The 18299-nt window shown below is 64.9% G+C and carries 16 protein-coding genes, 1 pseudogene and 1 riboswitch; of the genes and pseudogenes, 8 read left to right on the top strand and 9 right to left on the bottom strand.

Going from position 1 to position 18299, the window contains the following annotated elements; genetic code table 11:
• Together QYR03_RS04995 and QYR03_RS04990 are read right to left on the bottom strand one after the other, a co-directional pair.
• Positions 1 to 447, bottom strand: coding sequence for a hypothetical protein (locus QYR03_RS04995; protein ID WP_301713356.1), 447 nt, complete (start codon positions 445 to 447; stop codon positions 1 to 3).
• On the bottom strand, positions 444 to 701 hold the full coding sequence (locus tag QYR03_RS04990; protein ID WP_259851876.1) for a helix-turn-helix transcriptional regulator: 258 nt from the start codon (positions 699 to 701) through the stop codon (positions 444 to 446). Before QYR03_RS04990 ends, QYR03_RS04995 begins: the two co-directional genes overlap by 4 nt.
• A gap of 86 nt (positions 702 to 787) precedes the next feature.
• On the opposite strand from QYR03_RS04990, the gene QYR03_RS04985 reads away from it, so the two are divergent.
• Positions 788 to 3604: an FAD-binding and (Fe-S)-binding domain-containing protein gene (locus tag QYR03_RS04985; protein ID WP_301713355.1), complete on the top strand. Its 2817-nt coding sequence runs from the start codon at positions 788 to 790 to the stop codon at positions 3602 to 3604.
• Here QYR03_RS04985 and QYR03_RS04980 read toward each other — a convergent pair.
• Positions 3601 to 5658 (bottom strand): helicase-associated domain-containing protein, encoded by a 2058-nt coding sequence (locus tag QYR03_RS04980; protein ID WP_301713354.1) that lies wholly within the window; start codon positions 5656 to 5658, stop codon positions 3601 to 3603. The two genes, QYR03_RS04985 and QYR03_RS04980, sit on opposite strands and share 4 nt — an antisense overlap.
• A 53-nt stretch (positions 5659 to 5711) precedes the next feature.
• On the opposite strand from QYR03_RS04980, the gene QYR03_RS04975 reads away from it, so the two are divergent.
• The gene (locus tag QYR03_RS04975; protein WP_301713353.1) at positions 5712 to 5912 is read left to right on the top strand and encodes a hypothetical protein; all 201 of its coding nucleotides are present in this window, start codon (positions 5712 to 5714) and stop codon (positions 5910 to 5912) included.
• A 287-nt stretch (positions 5913 to 6199) separates the two neighbouring features.
• Positions 6200 to 7033 (top strand): annotated as a pseudogene (locus tag QYR03_RS04970) (YeeE/YedE thiosulfate transporter family protein); the annotation flags it as partial.
• Positions 7034 to 7135: 102 nt separating this feature from the next.
• Here the strand turns inward: QYR03_RS04970 and QYR03_RS04965 are convergent.
• Positions 7136 to 7840: a resuscitation-promoting factor Rpf1 domain-containing protein gene (locus QYR03_RS04965; protein ID WP_301713352.1), complete on the bottom strand. Its 705-nt coding sequence runs from the start codon at positions 7838 to 7840 to the stop codon at positions 7136 to 7138.
• Between the two features lie 8 nt (positions 7841 to 7848).
• Positions 7849 to 8022, bottom strand: a riboswitch (cyclic di-AMP (ydaO/yuaA leader).
• Positions 8023 to 8353: 331 nt separating this feature from the next.
• Here QYR03_RS04965 and QYR03_RS04960 point away from each other — a divergent pair.
• On the top strand, positions 8354 to 8737 hold the full coding sequence (locus tag QYR03_RS04960; protein ID WP_301713351.1) for a cold-shock protein: 384 nt from the start codon (positions 8354 to 8356) through the stop codon (positions 8735 to 8737).
• An 11-nt stretch (positions 8738 to 8748) separates the two neighbouring features.
• On the opposite strand, the gene QYR03_RS04955 is transcribed toward QYR03_RS04960, so the two are convergent.
• Positions 8749 to 9294: a DUF2771 domain-containing protein gene (locus QYR03_RS04955; RefSeq protein ID WP_301713350.1), complete on the bottom strand. Its 546-nt coding sequence runs from the start codon at positions 9292 to 9294 to the stop codon at positions 8749 to 8751.
• A 27-nt stretch (positions 9295 to 9321) separates the two neighbouring features.
• Positions 9322 to 10185 (bottom strand): glutaminyl-peptide cyclotransferase, encoded by an 864-nt coding sequence (locus tag QYR03_RS04950; protein WP_301713349.1) that lies wholly within the window; start codon positions 10183 to 10185, stop codon positions 9322 to 9324.
• A gap of 39 nt (positions 10186 to 10224) precedes the next feature.
• Here QYR03_RS04950 and QYR03_RS04945 point away from each other — a divergent pair, with 39 nt between their 5' ends.
• The 3 genes from QYR03_RS04945 to QYR03_RS04935 all read left to right on the top strand — a co-directional run bounded on the left by QYR03_RS04945 (position 10225) and on the right by QYR03_RS04935 (position 13371).
• The gene (locus QYR03_RS04945) at positions 10225 to 10950 is read left to right on the top strand and encodes a DUF3027 domain-containing protein (RefSeq protein ID WP_301713348.1); all 726 of its coding nucleotides are present in this window, start codon (positions 10225 to 10227) and stop codon (positions 10948 to 10950) included.
• Between the two features lie 137 nt (positions 10951 to 11087).
• Entirely contained in the window at positions 11088 to 12542 is a 1455-nt protein-coding gene (locus QYR03_RS04940) for an NCS2 family permease (protein ID WP_301713364.1), read from the top strand.
• Between the two features lie 4 nt (positions 12543 to 12546).
• Positions 12547 to 13371: an RNA methyltransferase gene (locus tag QYR03_RS04935; protein WP_301713347.1), complete on the top strand. Its 825-nt coding sequence runs from the start codon at positions 12547 to 12549 to the stop codon at positions 13369 to 13371.
• A 3-nt stretch (positions 13372 to 13374) separates the two neighbouring features.
• Here the strand turns inward: QYR03_RS04935 and QYR03_RS04930 are convergent, their stop codons facing one another.
• The 3 genes from QYR03_RS04930 to serC all read right to left on the bottom strand — a co-directional run bounded on the left by QYR03_RS04930 (position 13375) and on the right by serC (position 16619).
• Positions 13375 to 14226 carry a hypothetical protein gene (locus QYR03_RS04930; protein WP_301713346.1) on the bottom strand — a complete coding sequence of 284 codons (852 nt, stop codon included), beginning with the start codon at positions 14224 to 14226 and terminating at the stop codon, positions 13375 to 13377.
• A gap of 30 nt (positions 14227 to 14256) precedes the next feature.
• Positions 14257 to 15423 (bottom strand): septation protein SepH, encoded by a 1167-nt coding sequence (gene sepH, locus QYR03_RS04925; protein ID WP_301713345.1) that lies wholly within the window; start codon positions 15421 to 15423, stop codon positions 14257 to 14259.
• Positions 15424 to 15488: 65 nt separating this feature from the next.
• Positions 15489 to 16619, bottom strand: coding sequence for a phosphoserine transaminase (gene serC / locus QYR03_RS04920; RefSeq protein ID WP_301713344.1), 1131 nt, complete (start codon positions 16617 to 16619; stop codon positions 15489 to 15491).
• Positions 16620 to 16909: 290 nt separating this feature from the next.
• Between serC and QYR03_RS04915 the strand changes: the two genes are divergently transcribed.
• Positions 16910 to 18205, top strand: a complete 1296-nt coding sequence (locus tag QYR03_RS04915) for a citrate synthase (protein ID WP_301713343.1) — start codon at positions 16910 to 16912, stop codon at positions 18203 to 18205.
• Positions 18206 to 18299 lie beyond the last annotated feature (94 nt).

The raw sequence follows: 18299 nt of genomic DNA, 5'->3' as shown, positions 1-18299 counted from the left end.
TCAGGCCTCCTTGCGGTTGAACGTGATGGCGTAGCCGATCATGGGCAGCGGGTGGACGATGAGGAATGTGAACAACATGAAATAGCCAGCGGCCATGAGCGCTGTGCTGTCGGACGCGTCCCGCAGGCTCCCCGCGAGCAGGAAGGCGAAGCCCCCGAAGCAGGTGAGCACAGAGAACGCTTTCAGCGCCCGTTTGCGCCAGGTGTCCAGAACGCTGCGCTCGTACTCGTCGAGTTGATCCTCGGGCACTGTATCTTTGCGGCCGTTCGTCTCGCGGATCCGCGACCAGGCGACCATGCTGACCAGCACGAAAACGATGGACGCGAAGTAGATCCAGGTAATCCCCAGCAGCAGCTGGAGTGTCGTGCACGCGATGATTGCGAGCAGGCAGATGAAGAAGACGGCGATGAGTGTCTTTGTCCGTGTGTTGCGGTCTAAGCGGTTCATTTCGGGTACAGCTCCTTCGACATTGGGGCGAACTCGGTGCGGGAGAACACGGCCTCGACGGGGAGGTCGAATATTTCGCAGATGCGGAATGCGAGGTCGAGGCTAGGGGAGTGGTCGCCGCGTTCGAGAGCGCCGATTGTCTGCGGGTTCACGTCGATGAGTTCTGCGAGTTGGGCGCGCGACATGTCGCGCTCCGCACGCAGGACGCGAACCCGGTTGTGAATCGGGATCTTCGGTAATTTCTTCGGTGACACACAAATGAGTGTTGTATAAACCCAACAATCTGTCAATGGGAAGGACGGAAAAAATTTCGGGACCGGCATGGGGATAGCATGAGGTTATGACTGCGACAATCACATCCCCAGCTGCGCACCTAGTCCGCGAATTAGGTTCCGACCAGACGATTTCCACCCGCCAGATCGACCGCATCAAGTACGCGCACGACGCGTCGCATTTCCTCTACACCCCGCAGGTGGTGGCGGAAGCCCGCAACGCGGATGACGTGGCCGCCGCCTTCCGCGCCTCAGCCACCTCTGGGGCCCCAGTGGTGCTGCGTGCGGGCGGCACGTCGCTGTCCGGGCAGGCCGGCGGCGGGGGCATGCTTGTCGACGTGCGCAAGCACTTCCGCGGCGTCGAAGTCCTGGACGGAGGCAAGCGTGTGCGTGTGCAGCCGGGGTCGACGGTGCGCCAGGTCAACGCACACCTGGCCCCCTACGGCCGCAAGCTGGGGCCGGACCCGGCCTCCGAAGGTGCGGCGACACTGGGCGGCGTGATCTCCAACAACTCCTCGGGCATGGCGTGCGGCACGCAGTACAACACCTACAACACTCTCGAATCCCTGACCTTCGTGCTGCCGTCGGGCACCGTCATCAACACCGCTCACCCGGACGCAGAGGCCCAGTTCGTGCGGGAAGAGCCGGAGCTCGTGGACAAACTCGAGCAGCTGAAACGCCGCGTGCGCGGCAACGCAGAATCCGTGAAGAAGATCGAACAGCACTTCGCGCTGAAGAACACGATGGGCTACTCCCTCAACGCCTTTCTGGATTACGAGTCCCCGCTGGACATTTTCACGCACCTGCTGGTCGCTTCCGAGGGAACGCTGGCGTTCATCGCCGAGGCGGTCCTGCGCACCGTCGAGGTACCGAAGCTGAAGACCACCACCATCGCCGTGTACCCCACGATCGACGCGGCGACGCGCTCCCTGCCGGCGCTCTTCGATTCCCACGCGGCGACGCTCGAGCTCATGGACTCGCGCTCGATCGCGGTGGGCCGCGGCTTCGACTCCGTGCCGGAGCAGATCACCGGCTTCGAGCTCGATGCCCAGGCCGCGCTGCTGATCGAGTACCACGCCGATGAGGAAGAGCAGCTGCGCGAATACGAGCGCGCCGGGGCGAAACTGCTCGAGGAACTGGACCTGGAAACTCCCGCGGCGTTCTCGACGGATCCGAAGCAGGCTGCGAAGGCGTGGGCCTTCCGCAAGGGCCTCTACGCCCAAGTCGCCGAAGCGCGCCCGTCCGGCACGACGGCACTGCTCGAGGACATCGCCGTCCCCGTCGCCGACTTGGCCGACACATGCGGCGGGCTGCAACAGCTTTTCGACGAATACTCCTACGACGATGCCGTCATCTTCGGCCACGCCAAAGACGGCAACATCCACTTCCTCATCACCGACCGCTTTGAGGGCGATGAGAACCTAGGCCGCTACGACGGCTTCAACGAAGCGATGGTCGACCTAGTGCTCGGTGCCGGCGGCAACCTCAAGGCCGAGCACGGCACCGGACGCGTCATGGCGCCGTACGTGCGCCGCCAGTACGGCGATGAGCTGTACGGCGTCATGGTGGAGATCAAGCGCGCCGCCGACCCTCGCGGAGTCATGAACCCGGGCGTGATCATCACCGACGACGAGCGCGAGCACATGAAGAATTTCAAGCTCAACCCGCAGGTGGAAGACGAGATTGACCCGTGCGTGGAGTGCGGCTACTGCGAGCCGGTGTGCCCGTCGCGCGACCTGACGATGACGCCGCGCCAGCGCATCGTCGTCCGCCGCGCCCGCGCCCAGGCGCTCAAGGACGGCGACACTGAGCTGGTCAAGCACATCGACGCCGAGTACCAGTACGAGGGCATCGACACCTGTGCCGTCGACTCCATGTGCGTGACGGCGTGTCCGGTGGGAATCGACACCGGCAAGTTCATCAAATCTCTGCGCCGCGGCCAGGCCGGTGCCGTCGAATCAGCTGGATGGGCCGCCGCGGCGAAGGCGTGGGGCCCGGGAAACAAGTTGGCTTCCACCGCGCTGACCGGTGCCTACTACATGCCCACCTCCCTGGTGCAGAAAGTCACGGGCGTCGCCCGCGCACTCGCCGGCGACGACACCGTGCCGGACTACCGCCCGGAGCTGACCAGGGGCGGGGCGTCGCGCGCCAAGACCTTCGGTACCCGTATCGGCGACCCGTCCGCAGAACCGGTCGGCGTCTTCGTTCCGGCCTGCGTGAACTCCATGTTCGGCCCGCAGGGCGACGGCATCGGCGCGTCCGCTGCATTCGCGAAGCTGGTTGAGCGCGCCGGGCTGTCGCTTGTTGTCCCGGAGGGGATCGACGGCATGTGCTGCGGCACCCCGTGGGCGTCGAAGGGCATGGCCACCGGCCACGACATCATGCAGCGCCGCGTCAACGACGAGCTCATCGCCGCCACCGACGGGGGGCGCTTGCCGGTCATCGTCGACGCCACCAGCTGCACCCACGGTTTCCAAGACATGGCCGAGACCATCGGCATCACCGTCATCGACGCCGTCGCCTTCGTTAACGACGAGGTGGTGGACAAGCTCACCGTGAACAGCAAGGTTGACTCCATCACGCTTCATCCGACGTGCTCCGCGAAGCATCTTTCGCTTATCGACGCTCTCAGCCAGGTCGCTTCCGCCGCCGCCGAGGAGGTGCACGTGCCGCCGGAGTGGAACTGCTGCGGCTATGCCGGCGACCGAGGCATGCTCCACCCGGAGCTCACCGAGGCCGCAACCAAGCGCGAAGCCGAGGAAGTCGCGGAATTGGGCGCGCAGTGCCACGCCTCCTCCAACCGCACCTGCGAGCTCGGTATGACGGCCGCCACCGGCAAGGATTACGAGCACGTCCTGGAAATCCTGGAGCGGGTCAGCCGTTAGGCCAGCACCACTTTTGTGATACGCGGCAGGGCGATGCGCACGACCGAGTCGGTGGCCGCGACATGGGCGTCGACCTGGCCGGCGGTGACCGACAACGGCAGCGCCGTGAGCGTCTGGCCGCGCCCGTTCTTGTCCACGTAGCCGAGTGTGACCTGCCGCTTGCCGCGCGCCGCGGCGCGCAGCATCTCAATAGTGTCGCCGGTCGTGGGTGCTTCCGCTTGGGAATCGCCGGAGCGCAAGTGCGAGATGATCCGTTCGGCCTGTTCCTCGCTCACAGCAGTCGGCCGCAGCAGGTGCGACGGTGTGGCGGGAACGAGCGCCGGCTCAGGGGCCATGTTCAGCTGGACCCCGGACTCGTCCTCGGCGGTGGGCTGGAGTCCAGCTTTACGGAGCGCGTCCATGAGTTTCGGGAGCGCTAGCTGAGACACCGCCACTGTCGGCGCGAGCGGGCGGATCAGGCCGCCGAGTTTTTCCGCCGCTGCCGTGATCAGTGAGGGATCCGCGCTGCGGAGATAGCTCATGGCCGCGCCAGCCCGGATGGAGCCGTGCGTGCGGGCAGTGTCGTCGACGAGGAACGTGATGCCCTGCGGCACCTCGCCTACGACATGCCGCTCAAGCCAGGCGTGGATCTCATCGGCGGTGAGGCCGGAATCCAGGCCACGGCGCACTGCCGCGTCGGACACGCGCCACACACTGGCGACGCCGGGGGATTCTAGATCGGCGATGCGCTCCAGGAATGCGCCCATGTCCGGCTCCAGCGGGCCGGGAGCGAGCACCGTCATGTCGGCCTGCGCAATGAGCGTGTCCACGGGCGGCGGAACTAGCGCACGGGTGGTGGCGGCGGTGTCGTCACCGGCGAGAAGCGCCGTGAGCGGGGAAGACGCAGCTGACGTGGAGTCGAGCGCACCGACGAAGCGGGCTTCGTCGACCACAGTCTCGATGAAGCCCGGAGGCAGCTGGGAGGCGGCCAGCGGGGCGTGGAAGAAGAGGTCGTGCGGGTCGCCGTTGTGGCGAAGCACGGTGAGTCGTGCGCCGCGTGCGTCGGGGGAGTGCATCTCCGGGGAGAGCAGTTTCTCCTCCAGATCTGTGCGCCACGGCGAGGCCGCCCAGCCGGTAAGCAAGATGGCCCACTGGTCGGGCAGGGTCGCGTCCAGCCAGGTGAGTGCGTCTTTGGTGGCGGCGAGCACGTCTGTGTCCTCCACGTTGCCGCGCCCGATCAGACCGGCGGATTCGCCGATGGTGATGAGCAGGCTTGGATCGAAGCCCAGCTCTTTGTCCATCTTCGTGCGCGCCCGCACCCCGACGGAGCCGTCCTTGTTGAGCGGCACGGATTCTGCGAGGAGCAGCGTGATCAGCTGGCGGAGCTGCCGCACGGCATCTAAACCCTGCGTCGCAGCTGCGGTGTCGACTGCGTCCTGGTCGACTTGTTGCTCTTCTGGGGGCGTCATGGGGAAGGTCCGCGGCGGCTGGCCGCGGAGCACGTCGCGCACCGGACGAGGGAGGCGGACGGTGTTGGCGTTGACGCGGACGAGCAGCTCCTTGGCGATCAATTTCGCGATGGGGGAGTCCGGGTCGGCGTCCGGAGCGGCGGCCCTCGTGGTGCCCACGCCACCGTTCGCGGCGAGAGTATCCAATACTTTGCGCTCGGGGGCGGGGAGCTCGGCGACGAGCTGCTCCACGTAGTCGGGGACCGGATCGGTCACCCGCCAACCCGATGGGACCGCGCTGAGTACCCCCGGTGCGATGCGCAAACCGTTGTCGGGCCCGAAGACCAACGCGAGCGTGCGGAGGTTCTCCACTTGCCCGGCCGCGGCCTCTTCAGAAGCGTCATAGGGCTCGAATTCTGCGCCGGCATCGGTGAGACGTTCAAGAAGGGCCAGGTCCGGGGCGGTGAGGCGTCGTAAAGCGCGTGCTGTCGAACCGGGAAGCGTGAGGCGCGCAGCGAGCGAACTCAGCTGCGGCGGGGCAGGAAAGAATACGTCGGGGCGCGCGGCGATGAGCGCGCGGAGGGCATCGTCGTCGAAAGCGGTGAGCGATTGGGCGAAGGAAGTCATTGCGGGGGTGAGTTTACGTGCGTTTTGCGCGTTGACGTGAAAGAATAAGGTTTATGGCTAAAGACCTCGAGAACATCACCCTGATCAACCCGGCGTGGCCTGCGCACACCCCGGGTAACGGACACCCGGTGACGGAGATTTCCTCCAAGCTCACGGGTGCCAACAGCCCCTTCGGCAACGAGCTGATCCTGCCCCGCCCGTGGGAGGAGACTGGCTACGTGCACAACTCTCTGCGCATCAACACCGCGCAGTAGATCCGCGTCGCGGCGCACATACCGCGCACCGTCCCGTGTTGGGAGGTGCGCGGTTTTACTTTCATTGGCAGTAATAGACAGAGCTGTATTCTAACTTCTAGGTCTATATAGACTGATTGGTTCACTGGTTGTAGACTTCCCGGTGTTTAGAGAACTCGATAGATTCACTGGAGGTTTCCATGGTTGTGACCGGCATGGCGGTCGGTGTGGCGCTCGGCATCGTGATGCAGCGCGGTCGAAGGTGACGCTGGACCAGTCCTGGTATCGCAAGCCGCTGCACCCCGTGCACTGCCGGCGCTGGCATCGGCTTGCTCGGCGTGCTGGCATGGCCTCTGTCGGCGGCGACCGGCCGAAACGACGGCCTGGGCATCACCACCCCGTCCGCCCACCTGATGAGCTACATCACCACCGGTGAGAGTAAGTTCCTCAACTGGGGAACCCTCCTTGTGCTCGGCATTCTGGTCGGCTCCTATATTGCCGCGAAGGTCTCCGGTGAATTCCGTGTCCGCGTTCCGGATGCCGTCACCTCCGTCCGCGCCATCTTCGGCGGCATCGGAATGGGCGTCGGCGCCTCCCTGGCCGGCGGCTGCACCGTCGGCAACGGCATGGTCCAGACGTCGTTGTTCAGCTACCAGGGCTGGGTCGCGCTGGCGTTCATTGCGCTCGGCGTCTACGTCGGTGCGAAGCGGTGGCTGAAGCCGTCCGGCGTGAAACAGGGAACTGCCGACGCGGGCGTGTACACCACCGACGAGTCGATCAGCGCACCTGAGCTCGCCGGAGCGGTCAGCGAAGAGGCTCCTGCCGCTCCTGCAGCGAAGTTCAACATCGTCTCCGCTTCCGCCGGCGTCGGCCTGAAAACGAAGCCGAAGCAGGCCACGAGCGCGCGTCCGCTGGGCAACGGGCGTTACGCCCTGGACACTCTCGGTGCGGTGTGCCCGTTCCCGCTCATCGAGGCGAAGCAGGCCATGGCCGAGCTTGAGCCGGGTGAAGAGCTCGTCATCGACTTCGACTGCACCCAGGCCACCGAGTCCATCCCGCAGTGGGCCGCTGACAACGGCCACGGTGTGAAGGACTTCGTGCAGAAGCAGGATGCGGGCTGGCAGATCACGGTCGTAAAGTAGACTGGGCTGCCGCACCTTGACCAAACTGAAAGGGCGCTCTTCCCCGCGGGTGGGGGAGAGCGCCCTTTTTGGCGTTTAGCTCTCAGGTGGAGGCTTAGCCGTTTAGCCCATGTACTGCGTCTTCAGGTCGGAGACGTAGTTGTTGAAGTCGGACTGGGCAGCGGCCGCGATGGCGGCTGTGTCGCCTGCGAGAACAGCGTCGACGAGCGCCTTGTTGGCGGTGTAGAAGGCGTTGTAGTCGTTGCGGTTGGCCTTGTAGGTTGCGGTGACCTGGGGCGGGACGGCGATGCCGCGGTTGTTCAGCTCGCGGGTGATGGAGTTGTACACGGCGTCGACCTCGAGCTCAGCGCTCTTCTTGGCGGTCGTCTTCTGGGCGGCGGGCTTCGCTGCCGGAGCTGCCGCCGGCTTCGGGGCCGGCTTGTTGGCGGAGGCGTTGCGCGGGGTCGGAGCGGAATTCAGGCCCAGACGCGCGGAGCATGCCGGCCATGCGCCCCAGCCCTGCTTAGCGAGGGTGCGCTCAGCGACAGCGATCTGCTGCTCGCGGGTGGCCTGGTGCGGCAGGGGAGCGAACTCGTTGCCGCCGTATGCGCGCCACGTGCCGGCGTTGAACTGCAGGCCGCCGTAGTAGCCGTTACCGGTGTTGATGTTCCAGTTGCCGCCGGCCTCGCACTGCGCGAGACGGTCCCAGTCGGAATCCGGGGCGGCGGAGGCCATCGGGCTGATCAGAGCGGTGGTGGCCAGAGCTGCGGTAGCGCCAGCGACTGCCTTGGTGGTCAGGTTGCGGTTCTGCTTGCTGTGACGTCCCATGCGGGTGTGTTTCCTCTCTTGTTGTACGTCTGCGAGGTGAGCTGTCGGGTTCAGGCTGAGGTCGTGGTCGCCTGGCCGCGCTCGGCGGCTTCACCCCGAGCGGATCTCTCCGCGGTGCACGGTTTTTCACGTGCGGGTGGGTCCCCCGCTTTTGTCCTATGAACTTGTGTACCTTGGGCAATTCTGCGAATTTCTGTTCGCTTTTGCTCCGCCAGCCGGACAAAACTGAACGTGGCTGGCGGCGTTTAAGGTCACGCCCGTGTTCGGGGCATGGCCAAAACTGTATCTGTTTATAACGATTGCGTCACGTTACCGACACGAATTGTGAAACATGTGAAAGATGTGACTTCGAGGCATTGACAGATCGAAGTCTTCACCTGCGAAAAAGGCATTTTTAGTGACGTGCGGCACACTTGCTGTGTTGGGCGTGTCGGATTTGCCGGCTAGGCCGTGCACGCGACGCGCGCTAGACTGTACTCTTTGAATTCTTTCGACTATCGGTGGTGAACACGCATGCCAGTAGGAAAAGTGAAGTGGTTTGATGCCGACAAGGGCTTCGGCTTCGCTTCCAACCCGGGGGACGAGGATGTCTACGTGGGCAAGAACGTCCTGCCCGACGGAGTGGACGAGCTCTTCCCGGGCCAGCGGATCGAATTCGATTTCGCCGCCGGCCGCCGCGGCCCCCAAGCGCTGCGCGTGAAGGTCCTCGACGAGCCGCGCCGCCGCCCGGTGCACCGCCGCAAGCCCGAGGAACTGGCCAGCATGCTCGCAGACGTGATGTCCATGCTCGAAACGCAGGTACAGCCGGCGCTCGACGCGGGCCGCTACCCGGAGCGCAAGGAATCCCGCCAGATCGCGGAGATTCTGCGCGCCGTGGCCAAGGAGCTCGACGTCTAGTCCAGCCCTAACTATTCAGCCTCCGTCGTGAACGCCCATGTGGTCACGACGGGGGTTTCTTCGCCTTCACCGTCCTTGCCGACAAGGAGAGTGGACACCTCGATGACCACAAGCCCGGTGTCGTTGCCGTCCTTCTGTGCGGTCACGGGAATGTCCACGTCGGTAGCCTCGCCGGGAGTGAAGGTGCGCTCGGTGTTGGCCGCCGGATCGTCGTAAATGCTGAGCACCGACCACTGCTGCTGGCCGACCTCCTTCGGCACAGTGATGCGGACGGACTCGGCGCCGGCGGCGTCGATACGCGCCACCTCGCCCTCCGGGCACTGCGCGCCGAACTCGCACACGCTGAACGGCGTGGCTGAGACATCTGTGTCCCCGGCGGCCGCGGTGACCTCGATCTGGTCTGGCGGGGTGGCGGGGCGGGACTGCTGCCAGGTCAAGAAGAAATACAGGCCGGCGACAATGGCCACGACCGCGACGGCGATGAGGGTCACCGTCAGGGCAGTGCTCGATTTTCCGGTTGTGCCGTTCACGTTGCTGTCCTTCTTGCTTTCCGCCATGCTTGAACAGTCTAGCGGCGGGGCGTGCTATTCCGGTTCGAAGGTGACCTGGTACATGTCCGGCCAGCGCTTGCCAGTCAAGTAGAACTCGCCGTCGGTGCCCGGGATGCGCGCGATCCCGTTCAGCACATGGTTCGGGTCGGGGGTGGCGTTGTTGGGGAGACCGGATGCGTCGATAAGCGCTTCCACCGCTCCCGATTCTGCGTTGATGCGCACGATATCCGTCGTGGTGAACACGTTGGCGTAAATGTCGTCACCGACGCACTCAAGCTCGTTGATGCCCGTGACGGGGGAACCCTGGTCCGTGACGGTGAAACGGCCGCGCTCTTCGAGCGTCTCCGGGTCCATGCGGCGAAGCTCGTCGGTGCCGTCGGAGAAAATCACCTCGCCGGCGTCCTCCCGGTAGCACAGCCCCCACCCTTCACCCGTGAACGTCGTGCGGTCGAGCTCGTCGAGTGTTTCCGCGTCGCGCTTGATCGCGGTGTTGTTCTGCCAGGTCAGCTGCCACACATGGTCGCGCACGCGCGTGATCCCCTCGCCGAAGAATTCCGGTTCGAGATCCTTGCTCGCCCCCTGCACGCCGTCGGCCGTGGTGCGGTAGATCCGCGACTGGCCCTGCATGCCGGTGGCCACGTAGAGCGTGCCGTCGGGCGCGACTTCGAGTCCCTGGGTGAAGCTCGTGGCGTCGAAAGGGTAAGTCCCGACGATTTTCGCCGTCAGCTTCTCCGGCTCCCCGGAAGCCGCAGGTGCTCCGGTGATGGAGCTGCTGGTGCTGCCTCCGGAATCCGTGGGGCTGCACGCGGCCAGGAGGGACAGCAGCGCCACAGCGGAGACTGTGGAGACGGCGGGCACGGAAGAAAAGTGCGCGGCGGTGTCGGGAAGTCGAGCCATACGGTCTATCTTGCAACAGCGTCAGCCATAATAGTGAGCGTGCCCCGGAGAAGAAGCGAGAAGAAAGCAGGACCCTTGCTCGGCGACCGCGCCGTGACGATCGCGCGCGACGCTCTGCTCGAGCTCGACCAAGGTGAAGTCGGCGACCACATCGGCGTGTTCGGTTTGAACGCGAATGTGGCCACCCACCGCTTCAAGGCGGATGTTCCCGGCTACTCCGGGTGGGAGTGGAACGCGGTGGTCGCGTGCGCGACGGGCTCGGACCACATCACGGTCAACGAGGTCGCGCTTGTGCCCGCGCCAACGGGCGATGCTCTGCAGGCGCCCGATTGGGTTCCGTACACCGAACGTCTGCGCCCCGGCGATCTCGGGCCAGGCGATGTGATGGAGCCGGCTCCCGACGATGAGCGCCTGACGGACGACTCCTTCTCAAAAGACGCGGTTGTCTTCATCGGCCGGGAGACCAACCAGTACCTCACCACGACGGGCCTCAAGAACGCGAAGCAGCGGTGGCGCCGCGGCGAATTCGGCCCGAATTCTGAGCACGCCTCCAAGGCGGCGCTGCAGTGCCGCACGTGTGCTTTCTATATTCCGGCGGCGGAACCCGTGGGGAAGAACTTCGGCATTTGCGCGAACGAATACTCCGCGGACGGCCACGTCGTTTCCGCTGTGTACGGGTGCGGCGCGCACTCGGAGACCAAGATCGACAGCGAGGACGCGACACCGCGCAGCGAGCTTTACGACGACGAGAAGCCCCTCTACTGACCCCCGCCCCGGATTCCTTGTGGGAGTCCACCATTTTGTTTTTTATGCTGTGAGTGGGACGCTATTGCCGTTGTTGACATGCAAACGTCAGGGGAATCACAGTGAGTGACACGACGCAAACGTCCGGTTCCACCAAGGTGGCCGAGACGAAGAACGAAGCAGGCCAGGCCTCCGGTCTGGACCGGTTCTTCCACATTTCCGAACGCGGCTCGACTGTTGGCCGCGAAGTGCGTGCGGGTGTGGTCACGTTCTTCGCGATGGCCTACATTGTTCTGCTCAACCCGCTGATCCTGGGGACGGGCGAGGACTCCGCGGGCACTGTCCTGGGCATCCCGCAGGTCGCCACCGCGACCGCGCTGGTCGCCGGCATCATGTGCATCCTGTTCGGTGCGATCGCCAATTACCCGTTCGGCATCGCCGCCGGCTTGGGCATCAACACCCTCGTCGCCGTCACACTTGTCGGCACCGAGGGGCTGACCTGGCCTGAGGCGATGGGCCTTGTGGTCATCGACGGCATCATCATCGTCATTCTCGCGGTCTCCGGCTTCCGTACCGCTGTCTTCCGGGCGATCCCGCCCTCAATGAAGGCCGCGATCGGTGTGGGCATCGGCATGTTCATTTCCTTGATCGGCTTCGTCGACTCCGGCTTTGTCCGCCGCATCCCGGATGCCGCGATGACCACTGTCCCGGTCCAGCTGGGCATCAACGGTTCCATCGCGTCCTGGCCGACGCTGGTGTTCATCCTCGGTCTGTTCATCTGCGGCTTCATGGTCGCCCGCCAGACCCCGGGCGGGCTGTTCATCGGCATCGTGATCAACACCGTCATCGCCATGATCGTCGAGGCGGCCACCGGTGCAGGATCCTCCGCCGATAATGGCCCGACGGGCTGGAACCTCGCGGTTCCGAGCCTCCCGGATTCCTTCGGTGGCGTTCCGGACCTGTCCATCGTGGGCAAGGTGGACATCATCGGGGCGTTCACCCATATCGGTGTCGTGACCGCCTCGCTGCTGGTCTTCACGCTCGTGCTGGCGAATTTCTTCGACGCCATGGGCACCATGACGGCGCTCGGACGTCAGGCCGGCCTCAACAATGAGCGGGGCGAGCTGCCGGACATGAAGAAGGCGCTCGTTGTCGAGGGCCTCGGCGCTGTCGTCGGTGGGGCGGGTTCCGCCTCGTCGGCGACGGTCTACGTCGATTCCTCGGCGGGCATCGCAGACGGCGCACGCACCGGCCTGGCCAACATCGTTACCGGCCTGCTGTTCCTAGCGGCGATGTTCTTCACTCCGCTCTACGAGATCGTGCCCATCGAGGCCGCTGCCCCGGTGCTGGTCATTGTCGGTGCCCTGATGATGATGCAGATCACCGAGATCGACTGGACGCAGTTCCACATCGCCTTGCCGTCCTTCCTGACCATCGTGGCCATGCCGTTCACGTACTCCATCGCCGACGGCATCGGCATCGGCTTCATCACCTTCGCAGTCTTCTCCGTCTTCGCGGGCAAGGCGAAGGAGGTCCACTGGATCATGTGGCTGATTTCCGCCCTGTTCGTGGTGTTCTTCGCCATGGACCCGATCATGGCCGCGGTTTCCTAACCCCATGATCCACATCACCGACTCGGCCGATCCGCGCCTCGACGATGTCCGCGACCTCAAGACGATGGACAACGCCAAGGGGCTCGTGTTCGGCGAAGGGCCGCTCGTCGGCGGGCGGGTGATCGATTCGCGCTATCCGCTGCGGTGCGTCGTCGGATTCGAGAAGAAACTCACCACTTTCTTCGCCCAGCGGGAGGAAGCGGGTCTGCCGCCTGTCGACGTCCCGGTCTACGTGGTCACCCGCGAACTGCTGGCCGACGTTGCCGGATACGACATGCACCGCGGAATCATTGCGGTGGCCGACCGCGCCCCGGAGCGGTCCGTCGACGAACTCATGGACGCGCGCACCCTCGTCGTTCTCGAGGGAGTGGGGGACCACGAGAATATCGGCTCGATTTTCCGCAACGCCGCCGGCATGGGCATCGACGGTGTGCTCCTCGGGGCGGGCACCGCTGATCCGCTCTACCGCCGCAGCGTGCGCGTGTCCATGGGGCATGTGCTGCGCCTGCCGTTCGCGCATCTCGACGGAACCGTGACCACCTGGCAGCGTTCCCTCGAGCAGCTCCGCGAGGCGGGATTCCACTTGGTCTCCCTCACGCCGGACGAGCGTGCGGAGCATCTCGCGGACGCGCTTATCGACGCCACCGGCGCTCCCCACAAGAAGGTCGCCCTCCTTGTCGGCGGCGAAGGACCCGGACTGACGGAGCACGCCATGCGCGCAACCGACATCCGCGCCCGCATACCGATGGCCAACGGCACCGATTCCCTGAACGTGGCCACCTCGGCGGCCATCGCGTTCTACGAGCGCGACAGGTCGTTTTCCCGCTAGCGGCTAACGGTCCGAGTGCCGGATTTTCTCCACCACGGTGTCCTTCAGGTCGCGCCAGCGGCGGGTCAGATCCCGGCCGATGCGTCGGGCGGCAGCCGCTGAGGCCTCGGCGAGCTGGGCGAATTCCCCACCCTGGTCCTCGTCGCCGGTCTCCTCGTAGTCGTCGTAATCCGCGCTCGGGCTGGAGAACTTAGCGGCGACCTCCGCGACATCCTTCGTGGGTTGCTTCCGTGGTTCCACCTTCGGTTCCGGGCGTCCGTCCACCGCGTACCCCACCACGTTGATATCGGGCCCGGAAGGAGAGACGTCCACGCCCAACCATGCGCTCTCAGCCGCGTGCATGAGATCCACCGGTTCAAACGGCAGGGAAATGCCGCCGATTTGCTCGGCGCGCTCGCCTGCCCAGAAGGGGGCCTCGAAAGGCTCGGGCAGGCCCAGATCTTCTATCAGAGCCGTGCGGGTGGCGCACAGGCTGCGGGTGGCAGTCTCATCTGTGAAGTGCGCGAATCCGCCGTAACCGGTGCCGTCGCCGATGCCTTCGGCGAAAACGTAGACGTCGTCGGCCGGAATGGCCGTGAGCAGGTCGGGGGAGACGTCCGAGAGTTTTCCGCACTCCTCGATGAATGTCTGCAGCACTGCCACGCCGGGGTAGCCGGCAATGTAAAACTCGGCCCGCGAGGGCTTCGTGGAGCGGTTCAGCGGGAACTGCCCGATCGGGGTGATGGGCCAACGAGGGTTGAGCTGGGAGAGCAGCTTTCGGCCGAAGCCCCGGTCGGCTTTTGGCTCAGCCTCGAGCACGGCGGCGGGGTTTGTCGCGCCGACGTACCAGAATGTGACTACCGCTGGGAAGCTCATGGCAATGATCCTCGTCCTGGGCCCGCAGTACTATTTCGGGCGTTTCGTGTTCGTGCGCACACCGAGCAGGACATCTTCCCAATGCGGGGTGACGGCCTTGCGGCGGCGCTTTTGCGGTTTGTCTTCTGCATCAGGATTCTGCAGGAACTCGCCCTCGGCGAAGACATTCGGGCGGGTCTGCGACGTGGACTGGTCCTCGTCCGCGTTCTGCTCACCATCCTCGACCTCGCGCACCTGGTGCACCATGTGTCCGTCGTGGCCCTGCTCCAGCTCCTGATCCGGCTCGTACCCGTTGTGCGCGGACAGCGAGCGGACCGGCTGGGCGAAGGACGGGTCGATGAGGTCCGCGGCGACCGGGTCGCGCGGCTCGGTGGTGGCGGGGCTGCCCATGGAGCGGCGGAAGAACCATTCGGCGCTGTGCTCTTGGAGGCCTGCCTGCCATGTCACGCGCACAACCCACGGTTCGCCGGCTTCGCGCACGGCGTCCCAGGTGGCCTCGGACAGTGCGTGTCCGCGGGCGGCGAAGGCCAGTGCCAGCACCTCGAAAAGTGTGTCGGGCGCAGTGCCGTCGGCGCGGACCGGGTGCGACTGCTTCGCGGCCTCGGCCACTTGGGCGCGCTCGAGCAGCACCGGGTGCGCATAAGGCTCGATGCGGCTTTCCGCCACACCCATTTCCCCGGCCAACGTTGCGGCGTCTGCCCCGGCCCGGATGCGGGCCTGAATCTCGTTCGGGCGCAGCGACAGGGGAGTGGAGAACAGCGGGTCCGGTTCCACCGGGGTGCGGACCGGCTCCTCCCGTTCAGGTTCCTCCACCTGCATTTCCGGGGCGGCGGGTTCGGAGGCCTCGGTCGTTTCGGCGGGCTCCTCGGATTCGGCGGGCTCCGCTGGCTTTTCGGTTTCTGCGGAGCCTTCCGCTTCCTCCGGCTCGGGATCGTTGCCCGAGTAGACGGTGAAAGTGGGGCGGGAAGGTTCGTCGACAAGCTCGGCGTCGACGAGCTCGTAGTCGTCGCTGGAGTTGTCGAAGGCGTCGGTGTAGCCGCCGCCGGAATAATCGCGCTCGGCTTCGAACAGTACGGGGGCCGGATCGCCTGCCTCGCGGAGGTCGGCGCGGGGGATGCGGAACCGTTCACCGTCTTCGGTGCGCAGCACCCAGACGGTATCCGTCGATTCTTCTGCAACTACAAAGAGCTCGCGCATCCCCAACTCCTTACACCGGTGTCATTCACAGACACACTTTAACTGATGGAAGAGCCGGAACCCGGTTACTTCACGCCGACTCCCTGACTCAACAGGAAGTCGATCGCGCCGGTCAGCTTGGTCACATCCTCGGTGTCGATGGCCGGGAACATGCCGATGCGCAGCTGGTTGCGGCCAAGCTTGCGGTACGGCTCGGTGTCGACGACACCGTTGGCGCGCAACGCCTTCGCCACCTCAGCCGCGTCGATGGCATCGTCGAAATCGATCGTGCCCACGACGTAGGAGCGCTTGTCGGGGTCCGCGACGAACGGAGTCGCGTGCTCGTGGCTTTCCGCCCAGGAGTACAGGGCCTGCGAATTAGCGCGGGTGCGCTCGACCATCCCGGCGAGTCCACCGTTCTCGTTCATCCACTTGACCTGGTCTGCGAGCATCAACAGCGTGCCCACGGCCGGGGTGTTGTACGTCTGGTTCTTCCGGGAATTGTCCACCGCCGTCTGCAGATCCAGGAAGGCCGGGATGAAACGGCCGGATTCGTTGATCTTGGCGATGCGCTCGATCGCGGCCGGGCTCATCGCGGCCAACCACAGGCCGCCGTCGGAGGCGAAGGATTTTTGCGGGGAGAAGTAGTAAGCATCCGTCTGGGAGATATCGACGGGCAGGCCGCCGGCGCCGGACGTGGCGTCGATAAGCACGAGCGCGTCGGTGTCCGGGCGGGTGACCGGAACCATCGTGCCGGTAGATGTCTCATTGTGCGCCCACGCGACGACATCCGCGTCAGTGCTGTCGAGCGCGGCCGGTTCCGGCGCGGTGCCGGGCTCCGACTCGACGACCACAGGCTCCTCCAGCCACGGGGCCAGCTTGGACGCCTTGGCGAACTTGGAGGAGAACTCGCCGTACGTCAGATGCGCCGACTTGTTCTCGATCAGGCCGAACGTCGCCGCGTCCCAGAACGCGGTGGCGCCGCCCAGCGAGAGCACGATCTCGTACCCGTCAGGCAGGGAGAACAGGTCGGCCAGCCCCTCGCGGACGTGGCCGACCAGGTTCTTCACCTCCGGCTGGCGGTGGGAGGTGCCCATGACGGTGACCGCACCCTTGCTCAGCGCCTCGATCTGGGAGGGGCGCACCTTGGACGGGCCGCAGCCGAAACGGCCGTCGCCGGGAGCGAATTCTGCGGGCAGTGCGGGGTAGTCAGTCATGGAAGGCACCTTCTTCTCGTCATCCTTGTCATTGCACGTGTCAATCCGGTATTCCGTTCACCTTAACTGAAACAGCCCTCCCGTCATGTGGAATCAAGCGACCGGTTAGGCAATGGGGTCTGTGGTGAGTCTTGCGTGCACGAAACAGTGTCGCGGTTGTCACATCTGCTGATAGAGTTGTCTCATGTCAATTTCGGCGCATGCTTATGTGCACCGGCGACTCACGCTGTTAACGGAGGTCGCACCGGAGCCGGGCCTGCGCCGCCCAACGACTCTGTGAAAGGTTCACTGTGGCTTCTGATAATCAGGACAAAGCGGTACTTCATTACCCCGGCGGCGAATATGAGATGGATCTCATCCGTGCCACCGAGGGCAACGACGGCTTCGTCCTAGGCAACCTCCTAGGCGAGACCGGCCTGGTCACCTTCGATCCGGGGTATGTCTCCACCGGTTCGACCGAGTCCAAGATCACCTACATCGACGGCGACCAGGGCATCCTGCGCTACCGCGGCTACGACATCGCCGACCTGGCGAACAAGGCCACCTTCAACGAGGTCTCCTACCTGCTCATCAACGGTGAGCTGCCGAGCACGGAGCAGCTCGAGGCCTTCAACAACAACATCCGCCACCACACCCTGCTGGACGAGGATTTCAAGGCCGCGTTTAACGTCTTCCCGCGCGACGCGCACCCGATGGCTGTGCTCGCTTCCTCGGTGAACATTCTTTCCGCCTACTACCAGGACCAGCTGGACCCGCTGAACGAGGAGCAGCTGGACAAGGCCACCGTACGCCTGATGGCTAAGGTGCCCATGCTCGCGGCGTACGCCTACCGCGCATCCCAGGGCAAGCCGTACATGTACCCGAACAACGCCCTGAACCCGCGGGAGAACTTCCTGCGCATGATGTTCGGCTACCCGACTGAGCCGTACGAGGTCGATCCGGTCGTGGTCAACGCCCTGGATAAGCTGCTCATCCTACACGCCGACCACGAGCAGAACTGCTCCACCTCGACGGTCCGCATGATCGCCTCCGCGCAGGCGAACATGTTCGTCTCCATCGCCGGCGGCATCAACGCCCTGGCCGGTCCGCTGCACGGCGGCGCTAACCAGGCTGTCCTGGAAATGCTCGAGGACATCCAGCAGAACAACGGCGGTGACGCCTCCGACTTCATGAACCGCGTGAAGAACAAGGAGAAGGGTGTCCGCCTAATGGGCTTCGGCCACCGCGTGTACAAGAACTACGATCCGCGCGCCGCGATCGTGAAGGAGTCCGCGCACGAGGTTCTCCAGCACCTCGGCGGCGACAGTCTGCTCGACCTGGCGATGGAGCTCGAGGAGATCGCTCTCAACGACGACTACTTCATCGAGCGCAAGCTGTACCCGAACGTGGACTTCTACACCGGCCTGATCTACCGCGCGATGGGCTTCCCGACGGACTTCTTCACCGTCCTGTTCGCCATCGGCCGTCTCCCGGGCTGGATCGCACACTACCGTGAGCAGCTGGCGATGAACTCCAAGATCAACCGCCCGCGCCAGATCTACACCGGCGAAACGCAGCGCGAGTTCGTTCCGCGCGACCAGCGGTAACGCCGCCTAGGGGAGGCAGGTGCAAAGTCTCCCGAGACCTCACGCGATTCCGCCGAATGGAGAAACCGCCCCTATAATGGCCCGGTAATCTTTT

The sequence above is a fragment of the Corynebacterium sp. P4-C1 genome (assembly GCF_030503595.1).
Lineage (GTDB): Bacteria > Actinomycetota > Actinomycetes > Mycobacteriales > Mycobacteriaceae > Corynebacterium.
Note: the sequence above shows the minus strand (reverse complement) of the source record. Positions and strands in the feature narration are given on the sequence as shown.